Source organism: Streptomyces sp., from assembly GCF_035563135.1.
GTDB lineage: Bacteria > Actinomycetota > Actinomycetes > Streptomycetales > Streptomycetaceae > Streptomyces.
This window is the reverse complement of the sequence record NZ_DATMVN010000092.1, coordinates 1-8,971: the sequence shown is the minus strand read 5'-3', so window position 1 is coordinate 8,971 and position 8,971 is coordinate 1. Positions and strand designations below refer to the sequence as shown.

6 protein-coding genes are annotated in these 8,971 nt (G+C 71.0%); 3 read left to right on the top strand and 3 right to left on the bottom strand.

All coding sequences use genetic code 11. The features are described from left to right. Positions 1–77 precede the first annotated feature (77 nt). Together VN520_RS03925 and VN520_RS03920 are read left to right on the top strand one after the other, a co-directional pair. A complete protein-coding gene (locus VN520_RS03925) occupies positions 78–983 on the top strand; it encodes a hypothetical protein (RefSeq protein ID WP_325745422.1) in 906 nt (301 codons plus the stop codon). A 578-nt stretch (positions 984–1,561) separates the two neighbouring features. Then, positions 1,562–2,482: a hypothetical protein gene (locus VN520_RS03920; RefSeq protein ID WP_325745421.1), complete on the top strand. Its 921-nt coding sequence runs from the start codon at positions 1,562–1,564 to the stop codon at positions 2,480–2,482. 277 nt (positions 2,483–2,759) lie between these two features. Here the strand turns inward: VN520_RS03920 and VN520_RS03915 are convergent, their stop codons facing one another. The 3 genes from VN520_RS03915 to VN520_RS03905 all read right to left on the bottom strand — a co-directional run bounded on the left by VN520_RS03915 (position 2,760) and on the right by VN520_RS03905 (position 7,673). After that, the gene (locus VN520_RS03915; protein ID WP_325745420.1) at positions 2,760–4,145 is read right to left on the bottom strand and encodes a DUF6042 family protein; all 1,386 of its coding nucleotides are present in this window, start codon (positions 4,143–4,145) and stop codon (positions 2,760–2,762) included. A gap of 43 nt (positions 4,146–4,188) precedes the next feature. After that, positions 4,189–5,457, bottom strand: a complete 1,269-nt coding sequence (locus tag VN520_RS03910; RefSeq protein ID WP_325745419.1) for an ATP-binding protein — start codon at positions 5,455–5,457, stop codon at positions 4,189–4,191. 944 nt (positions 5,458–6,401) lie between these two features. Next, on the bottom strand, positions 6,402–7,673 hold the full coding sequence (locus VN520_RS03905; protein WP_325745418.1) for a competence protein CoiA: 1,272 nt from the start codon (positions 7,671–7,673) through the stop codon (positions 6,402–6,404). 159 nt (positions 7,674–7,832) lie between these two features. On the opposite strand from VN520_RS03905, the gene VN520_RS03900 reads away from it, so the two are divergent. Next, complete coding sequence (locus tag VN520_RS03900; RefSeq protein ID WP_325745417.1) at positions 7,833–8,864, top strand: hypothetical protein; 1,032 nt, start codon at positions 7,833–7,835, stop codon at positions 8,862–8,864. Positions 8,865–8,971: the final 107 nt, after the last annotated feature.

Below are 8,971 nucleotides of genomic sequence, written 5' to 3'. Positions count from 1 at the left end.
TTCTCCGCGGCCGCCGGGGCACTGGTCGTGCCGGGCCGGTGGGGCTGCCTGATCGGTGTGTGTGCCGGGAGTGGCCGGTGAACCGCCGTACTGCCGCCACCTCGTGGCCCGAGCTGGAGGCCCTGCACAGCTGGATGCGTGAGGCCCGGGGCGAGCTGACGTTCGTGCAGTTGGCCAAGCGGTCCCTCGAGGCCGGGCATCCGGCGTCGGAGCGGACGCTGCGGCGCGCCTTCGGAGTGCGGCTGCCCCAGGAGGAGACCGTCCGCGCCTACGCCGGGGCGTGGGCGCGGTGGACCTCGGCCAAGAATCCCAAGGTCGACAGAGTCAACGAAGCCGGTCAGGCCGTCTGGCGTGCGTTCGAGGCGCGTGGCCTGGAACTGCTCGCCGACGCCGTGTCCACCGCACCCGAACGCCCGGCGCTCCTGTGGCCGCCGCCGGTCTACGTGCCCGGGCCCATCAGTACCTGGCCGACGCTGACCAAGGGGCTGAAGCGCATCTACGAGGAAACGGGCGCGCCTCCCCTGCGCCGGCTGGCCGCCTCCCCCGGGGCGGGCGGATGCCTCTCCAAGAGCACGATCGGCAACATCCTCAACGGCAAGCACCCGACCCTGGAGCAGCTGACCGCTCTCCTGGCGGCCTTCGGCGCATCGCGCAAGACGACCAACGGGATGCTCGCCGCGTACTGGCGGATCGTCGCCGAGCCCGAGTCCCCCGCCGTGTACCCCTGCGACGTCGTCGACCGGGCCGAGAGGGAGAGAGAGGCGCTCCACGTCGGGGAGGAGGCGAGGCGCCGGTACCGCGGCATCGAGCCTGAGCCGGAACTCGACTGGTACGACCAGCAGTTGCGCGACGAAGAGGAGACGAAGCGGCGGCAGCTGGAGATGTGGATCGACAGCCTCAGCGACGAGGAGCTCGCCGCCCTGAACCAGGCCGCAGCCGTGCCGGGGCGCGATCTGCGCAGTGAACTGAACGATGTCCCGTAACTGCCTGGGAAAGGCGCCCGGCCCGCCTCAGACCGCCTGATTCGTTCATCCCACAGGTGTTACGGGCCTTGTTCTCGGAGTATGTCGTAGCCGGGCCGCTCGTTCCACCGTCGCGCCCAGAAGGTCCTTCCCGGCGCGGCGGTGGTCGTTCATGAGGCGAGGAGGCCCCAGCCGGGGTCCTGGTCCTGCCGGGTGCTGTGCGGGTTCGGGGTGGTGTTCATGGGCGGAGCGTACACCCCGGCTCTCCGCACGAAACACCCTTGCGCCCCGAGCGGCTGGCAGAGGTCGCCGGGGCCAGTGATCGGTTCCGCCCATGGACGGATTCGGGTGCTTTCGGTCCTGAGACGGTGACCATCCGGCCCGCTGGGAGTTGCCGCGGCGTGGCAGTTTGACCAGCCCCGCGCCCGAGGCGTTTCATCGGTCCTGGGCCCGTGGGCGCCCGGCCGCGCGAGGGAGCAGCCCCGTTGATCCCTCGCCCAGGACCGGTCAGAAGCTCGCTTTCATCCGTTTCATCATCGTTGTGAGCCGTCGCCCTGACCGCCGGCCGTACGGGGCCGGTCCGGCGTGGAAAGACCGCGATGAGTTCATCGAAGGCCCTGGGCCGTACCGCCGACCGGCGCCGCAGCACGGGTGAGTTGCACCAGGCCCTCGCCCCGCTCCTCCCGGGCGACGACAGCGTGCTCCTCATCCCGGCCGCCCGCTATGAGGAGCAGGCGCGGCTGGAGGCGGAAGTCTTCCTTGGGCTCCGCGCGGTCGGCGGTCTGTCCGCGCATCCGCTCGGTATCGTCCGCCTGCGCCCAGAGGCTGACCGGCTCACCATCCGGGTGACCGACGCACCGTATGTGGTCATGTGCTGGGCGGACGAGCTCCTCCCCCGGTCCACCGGCGAACCCTCCGGCGATCCCCGCGACCTCATCACGGGCGTCCCCGGGCTCCGGTACCACCGCGACCGCGGCGGCGTCCATCTCCACCGGCCGGGGATGCCCGCCCGGATCACCCTCACCGGGTTCCCCGCCCGCTGGTGGGACCGCATCACCGACCGGATGCACCGCGACCACGACGGCCGCCTTCTCCAGCCTCACACCGGCTGGACCCCGGGCGAACGGGCCGCCTACGACGTTGACTCCGGCTGGCCCTTCCCACCCGGCCCGGTCTTCTCGCCCCTGTTGCGCCGGATCCGGGCAACGGCCGGCCCCGGAACGGTGAACTCCACCGACGCCTGGAGCTCGGACGGTGGCTACCGGATGGAGGCCACCGACGGGCCGCCCTGCCCTGAGCTGATCCGGCTCCTCGGTGACGGCCCCACGGGGGCCGACTGGCAGGTCACCCACAAACGTTGCACCTGCCGGTGCGACCACGAGCACGGCAGCTGCACCGTGGACTTCCTCGACCCGGCCACGGGGATCGCCGTCCGCTACGGCAACGGCCGCTGGGGCCGCACCGCCGACAAGAACTACGAGCAGCACGTGGCCGAACTCAACGCCAAGGCCTTCGAGTGAGTACGGCGCCGAAGCAGGCCGCGGCGCGTGGTCGCAGAGCGCTGGGTAACTCTCTTCCTGGCCGGGTTCTGGGAGGATTTGGGGATGTTCGCGGGGGCGAGCTGCAGAATCACCACCGTCGCAGTCTTGGCGACGGCCCGCTCGAAGGGACTCAGGTCCGCAGCAGGGTGCGCACCGGCCCCAGTCTGCTTCTCCGTGGCCACGTTCGGGGCACTGCGTTCGTCGTGCAGTGGGGTGCGCAGACCTGCTTGGACTGGTGGCCGATCCGGCTGTTGGGTCAGGCGTCGTCGTGGGCGAGGCTCAGCTCAATCCGGGTGTCGTGGAAGTGGACCCAGTCCATGATCAGGCGGAAGCGGTGGTGTGGCTCCAGGCGTTCGGGGTCGGCCGGATCCTGCCCGCGCAGGACCTTGGCGTCGTCGCACTGGACGAGTTCCGCGACGGCCAGGCGCAGGTCGTTGACGTCCTGGCTGGTGGCGGCGGCCAGGCGGTCCAGGGAGGTGAGAATTTCCTGCGGTTCACCCAGTTCGTTGATCAGGTGGTTGACGAGGACGTCGACGAGGGGGCCGGTGCGCATGATCCAGCGGATCTTGTCGAGGCGCCGGGTGAGTTCGGTGTCCAGGGGCAGCAGGTCGCCGGGGAGCGGCAGGACGGTCGGCATCGACCACCGGGTTCCCTGGGAGGTTTCGTGGCGGCGGGCCAGGCCCCAGGTTAGGTAGAGCTCGACGAGGTCCCTCACCGTGGTGGGCACGGGGTAGCCGGCGGCGGTGAGCATGGCGTCGAACTTCTCCCAGCGTGCCGCCTCGCACGCCTCCCGGCCTTCGGGGGCTTCCTCGTAGTCCCACTCCTCAGCGTGCCAGGTGAAGGTAAGGACACCGTCGAGGTCGCCGCCGATCATGTCCCAGTGGCCGTCGAAGATCTCCTGGAGGAGGTCGTCCAGGGAGCCGGTGAAGCCGGGCTGGGAGGCGGTGCCCGTCAGCATGGTCAGGGCGAGGGCTTGGCGGGGCAGGACGTGCTCCCATCCGGAGACGAACCAGTCGTTGTGCATCGCCATGCCCCGGCGCTGGCCGGGTACAGAGGGGTTCTCCATCATCCGTATCTCTCTGTGAAAACGGCCGGACGAGCGCAGCGTACGCACAGAAACGGGGCCCCTTTTGTCACCGGCGGCCGACCCATGCCTGGTGGTGGGGGCGACGTGCAGGTGCTCGCGCAGGCGGCCCCGCAGGACCCCGACGCGTGTCCGGCCCTCCAGGACCTGCAGCCCGCCAGTGTCCGGGTCCAGGAGACGCCGCTCGATCAGGAGCGGCGGGCGCAGCCAGGTCCCGTGCGTCTCCCAGTGGAGGGCGATCTGCGGGGGCCGGACGGTGACCCAGTGCACCGGGTTTTGCGCGTAGCTCTCGATGCAGCCGACGTCAGAGGCTCCGGTCGGCATGCCGGTGAAGTGGGCGGCGGGGAGGGTCTCCAGCTGCCAGGTGATGATGTGCAGGTTGATGGTGTTGTAGTCGTTGACGAAGGCGGTGTTGTCGCCGTGGTCGAAGAGGAACTGTTCCAGGACGTCGTCCGGCCACCGCAGGGCGGCCACCGTCGGATCGGTACGGAAGCGCTCGAAACTGAGCGCGCCGTCCCGGCGGCGGCCCATCAGCGGCCGAAGGTCGGTGAGCCTCATGCCACCAGGCCGGAGTCGGTGGCCGGTGCGGCCGGGCTTGTCGTCAGGGCCGGTCACCCAGTGCCTCTGCGAACAGGGCTTCCGAGCCCAGGGAGCGCAGCAGCGGGCCCAGGAGCCGGCGGGTGACGGTGCCCGGTTGGTCGCGGAGTTCGGCCAGGGTGGTGCCGGTGGTCTCCTCGTAGGTGTCGTCGCTGTAGCGGTCGTCGGTGGGAAAGCCCGACTCTCCGCCGTACCGTCGGCGCCCGTGCAGCCGGTTCGCGCCGGCCCCGATCGCCCAGTTACCGTGGTAGCCGACCTCTTCGGAGACCAGCCGCATCAGCTCCAGCACGCGCCAGGTGAGAAGCACGGCGGCGCCGTCGAACAGCATCTGCTCCTCGCCCTTCTCCGGCTGGTAACGACTGGAGACGCCGGTGGAGAGGCGGGACATGTACAGGCGCAGCCCCCCGTCCTCAAAGAGCTGGACCTCGATCACGCTGTTGTCACCCCACTCCGGGTGCTCATTGGTATACGTGCGGTCGGAGTTGAGGCCCCTGGAGGCCAGCGCCACTCCCCTGGCCCGGCGCTGCGGCTGGTGTACGTAGTCGAGGTCGGGGTGGAACCTCGTCAGGGCGGTGGGTAGGGCCTCGCTCGTGCGGGCCTTGGTGATCAACGCGGTAAGGCGCATCTGCCACTCGGGGGCGCCGGTAATGGGCAGGCACACGTCGCGGCGCGCGGCTGTGGGGCGGGCCACGAGGAAGAGGTGGGACTGGTCGTCGACGTTGCGCAGCGGGTCGTTGTCCATCTCCGTGCGCAGCAGGGTCATGGTGTCGGCTTCGGCGCTGCGCCGCCGGACGTGGAGGGAGACGACCTCGGCGTCACCGAGTTGGTACTTCGTCTTGTCGCCGCGGCCGTAGTACTTGTTGTCGACCATGTGCGGGGCCACGGGGCTGGCCGGGATGTGCACGATGAGGTACCCAGTGCCGTCCGCTGCCTTGGAGGTGATCTCCTCGGTGGTGACGGTGAGCGGGGGGTCGGGGATCGTGCGGGCGACCGACTCGATCTTCTCCGGGAGCCCGTTGAGCGGCTGGGGGGAGAGCTCGAAGGTCCGGCTCTCCTTGTTCTCCTGGACGCCGATGACCAGGGTGCCGCCGTCGATGGCGAACGAGGCCAGGTCCCGGGCCAGCTCCCTGTTGTCGCTCTTGGTGCCCGGGGCCTTCTTGAGGTCGAGGTGGTGGTTCTCCTCGAACAGGCCGCCGTCGATCGCGGCTTGGAGGTCCTCCTCGGACCGCGGTACCCAGCGTGGATTGTCGGAGGAGAGGTAGATCGAGGTCACGCGCGTCCCGCTCTCGTGCAGAGGCCCGGGCCCGGGCCGCAACTTGCCTTGAGCTCAAGGGTAGGGAGGGGCACTGACACCCGGGCGCTGTCCGCGTTGTCATCGGCGGCCTCCGGTCCCGGGCGGGTGCGCAATGCGGGCGATGGACGTCCTTGCCGGTTCGGCCGCCTCCCGCGCACCGCAGCCGCGGCTGCCGTGCGCGGGAACGGTCTTCGCCGGTGCGGGGCCTCGTTCAGGTCGCTCCGGGAAGCCCGCCTTGACCGCATGGCCGAACGGGTCGACGGAGTGACTGGCCGAGCTCAACGCGCTGCAGGACCAGGCGCGCTCGGCTTCCGGCGCGGGGCTCTCCTCGCCGAAGCCCACCGCGTCACCACCGGTGAGTCGGCCCCCGCTGAGCGCTCCTCGCGGGTATCGGTGGGGGCGCGGGGCACTGCCGGCAAGCAGTAATTCGCTCAACCGATCGAGCAAGAAGGGGTAAATCCCCCCTACCGTTCCGCCGCAGCAAAAAGAAGCGCACGGATGGCCACTCGGATTACCTCCCGCCTGATCCGGTGGCTGGAGACGTTGCTGTCGGCTCAGCAGGTCTGCGGCTCCGGTTCACCGGGAGCGGTGGTGGGCTCTTGGGCCCCCGGGAGGGGGCGGCCCGCTGGAGCGCCTGGCCCAGGTGCCACAGGGTCACGGCCGGAAGGAGCCCGCCGAGGCGGTCCGCAGCCCTCAGGTGGCCAACCGCACCGGACAGTTCGGCCCGGGTGGAGGAGGAGGTGACGTGGTGGAGGTTCGCTGCGGCGTCCTCCAGGAGGACGGCCAGCTCGGCCACCCCGGGGGGTCTTCGGGCACCTGCCCGCCCCAGTCGGTCACGGCGCGGCTGAGCTCGGTGATGAGGCGGCCGCGCGCGCCGGCCAGCCGTGCTGAGAGATAACAGCGCGTGGGCTCCTGTGGTGGGCTCATCCGGGGCGGTCCGGCCCCGGACGGTGAACCGAGGATGGGGGGATGCGTTCGAAGGTGCTGCGTCCGGTGCGGGGGTCCAGTACGGCGACCCGCAGCGGGACCCTGGCGGCGGCCCGGATGCGGGCGAGCCAGGTGTGGTCGGGGACGAGGATGTCGAGCTTCTCCGGCCAGCGGGTGAGGGCGTGCGGGTCGGGGCAGACGACGGCGGCCAGGGTGTATCCGCCGTCGGTTCCCCGGGCCCGGGCGTGGACCAGCAAGCCGTTGCCGTAGCGGGGGCTCTGCTCCCCGTAGGCGATCGTCTTTCCGGAGGCGGAGCGGACCAGCCTGGTGAAGGTGTCCCAGGCTGTGAGGTCGAACCCGGTGCGCTGGAAGAACCCCGCCAGCCGCTGCATCTCGTTGTGCCGTTCTTCAAGGTCGGCCTGGCGGTCCAGGGCCCGCTGCTCGGCGGCCCGGCGGCGCCGGTCGGCGGCCGCGGCCTGTTCACGGCGGCGCTCCGCGGCGGCCTCCTGCTCGGCGGCTTCGGCCTCGGCCTCCAGCCGGGCACGCTCCAGGGCCCGTTCTTCGTAGGCGGGCGCGGTCCACCACACCGTCCCGTTCACCGCCGTGTGCACGCGCACCTTCCCTTGGAGGATCCATGCGAGGGCGTCGCCGAGCGGGCAGGTGATGTGTTCCCACGTGGCCTTCGCCTTCAGGGTGCGGGGTGTCCAGGTGTAGCGGGCCAGCCCGTGCCGCACCGTCCAGGACTCCTCTCCCTCGGCGGGGGCGCTGGCCCTGAGTGTGGGCACGGCGCGCGTCCAGGGGCGGTCCTGCAGGGCGACCCAGCACACTCCCACCCCGTCGCGCGCGTAGCGGTCGGTGCGCATCCTGGCCTCGGTGGGCGTCATCGGCGACAGTTGCGCCTCCAGCGCCATGAAGGGCCGGTCCCGGTCGTCGAAGACCAGGACGTCGGCCCGCCAGTCCCGTAGGTCGCTACTGACCTCCAGTTCCGCGCGCCACCCGGCCGCCCGGGCCGCCATGGCCAGCTCCAGCTTCAGGAAGTGATGCTCCGGTGACTCGTTCGCCAGCTCGCAGTCCGGCGGCCGTACCTGGTGGTAGAAGTGGCGCAGGCCGTAGCGGGAGGATCGGGCGAAGACTCTTCCACCGCACTCCGGACACGCCAGCCGCAGTCCCTTGACCCGGTGGATCTCCCCCCAGGTGTGCCCGCACCCCAGATCGTTGAGCGACACGTCCAGCCGGCCCCAGACCGGATGCACAGCGGTGTACCCCATCAGCCCCCCTGCCCTGACACCCCTCGGCATGCCCAGTGTCGCCGCGACCGGACGGGCACGGTGCTCCTCTCGGGAATCGGCCGGGCACGGAACCCTGGGTACTGGCCGGTGAGGGAGGTGGGGCCGTGTGCGGTCGCCGTGCTGGGTTAGCCTCGCCGTATGTCGACATGGTTGGCCTTGCCACGCCGGGGAGGGTGCCTGGGACAGCAGGCTCTTGAGGAGGAGCTCCTGCGCGTGTGGGCGCAGGCCGAGGATGACGGGATCGTGGATCCCGGTCCGGCCGGGCTGCGGCTGGGCCAGGCCTGCTTCCATCTCGATCTGCGGCCCGATCCTCTGTTCTTCTCGTTTCTTCTCGCCGTGATGGTCCCCTGTCTGGAGACCCCGGCCGGTGGCGTGCCGGTCTTCTCGGGCGTCGCCGGGCTGCGGCTGGTGTCCACGGACACGCACCGCTTCGTCCTGCGGCGGTGGGACGGGCACGGATGCCTGGTCCTGCATACCGACGGGCACGGAGTTGACCAGTGGCAGGAGTGGACGGCCGTCAAACCGCAGGAGTCAGCTGATGCCGGCAGCTGCTTCGAGCCCTTGTGGCACCGCGAAGGACTCTGCGAGCAGGAGATCCAGGCTCTCTCGCTCGCCGGCGGTGCCAGCGGAGCGGTCATGGCCGAGGATGCTGCGGGGCGGCACCCGGCGCAGCGTGTCCCCGAGGATCTGCGGCTGGCCCACGAGCCCCGCCGGGGCGGCATCCGACGCCCCGCACCGCCTGGCGCGGTGATTCCCGCTCCCCGGGGCCGGGGCCCTGTGGAGCTCACGGCGGCCGAACTGGCCCCGCTCACGGGGCCGGTGAGCCCCGCGCTGCTGGGGGACGGCCTGGCCCGGCAGTTGGTCGGGCTGCTGGAGGCCGGGCGGATCCGGTCGGGTGATGTCCTGATCGATCATGTGGCTCTGGTGACGAAGCTCGGCGGCAGAGCGGCAGCCGCCCGCTGGGCACAGCTCGTGATCGTGCATGTCGCCACACGGTACGGGCTGCTGCGGTATCGCAGGAGGCAGCCGCAAGACCCCGTCGGCCGCCGTCCACAGGATCATGTCTGGGCGGTGAGCGAGAGTGCCCCGGCTATGGCCTCGATAGCAGCCGCCGAACTCGGCCTCCCTAGGGGGTCGGCTCCGGAACGTCGCCGACCGGACGGAGGCTAGAGGGCCTGCCGCCGGTGGTGGTCCGGAAGGGCTTGGGCGAGCCAGCCGGGATCGGCGCCGGCCGCGATGAGCTGCCCGTACTCCCGCGTCACATCGCGGCCGGCGGC

Excerpts from the sequence above, each read along its gene's own strand:
- VN520_RS03920 (WP_325745421.1), top strand. The coding sequence starts at position 1,562 with ATGAGTTCATCGAAGGCCCTGGGCCGTACCGCCGACCGGCGCCGCAGC.
- VN520_RS03915 (WP_325745420.1), bottom strand. The coding sequence starts at position 4,145 with ATGAGGCTCACCGACCTTCGGCCGCTGATGGGCCGCCGCCGGGACGGC.
- VN520_RS03905 (WP_325745418.1), bottom strand. The coding sequence starts at position 7,673 with ATGGGGTACACCGCTGTGCATCCGGTCTGGGGCCGGCTGGACGTGTCG.
- VN520_RS03900 (WP_325745417.1), top strand. The coding sequence starts at position 7,833 with ATGTCGACATGGTTGGCCTTGCCACGCCGGGGAGGGTGCCTGGGACAG.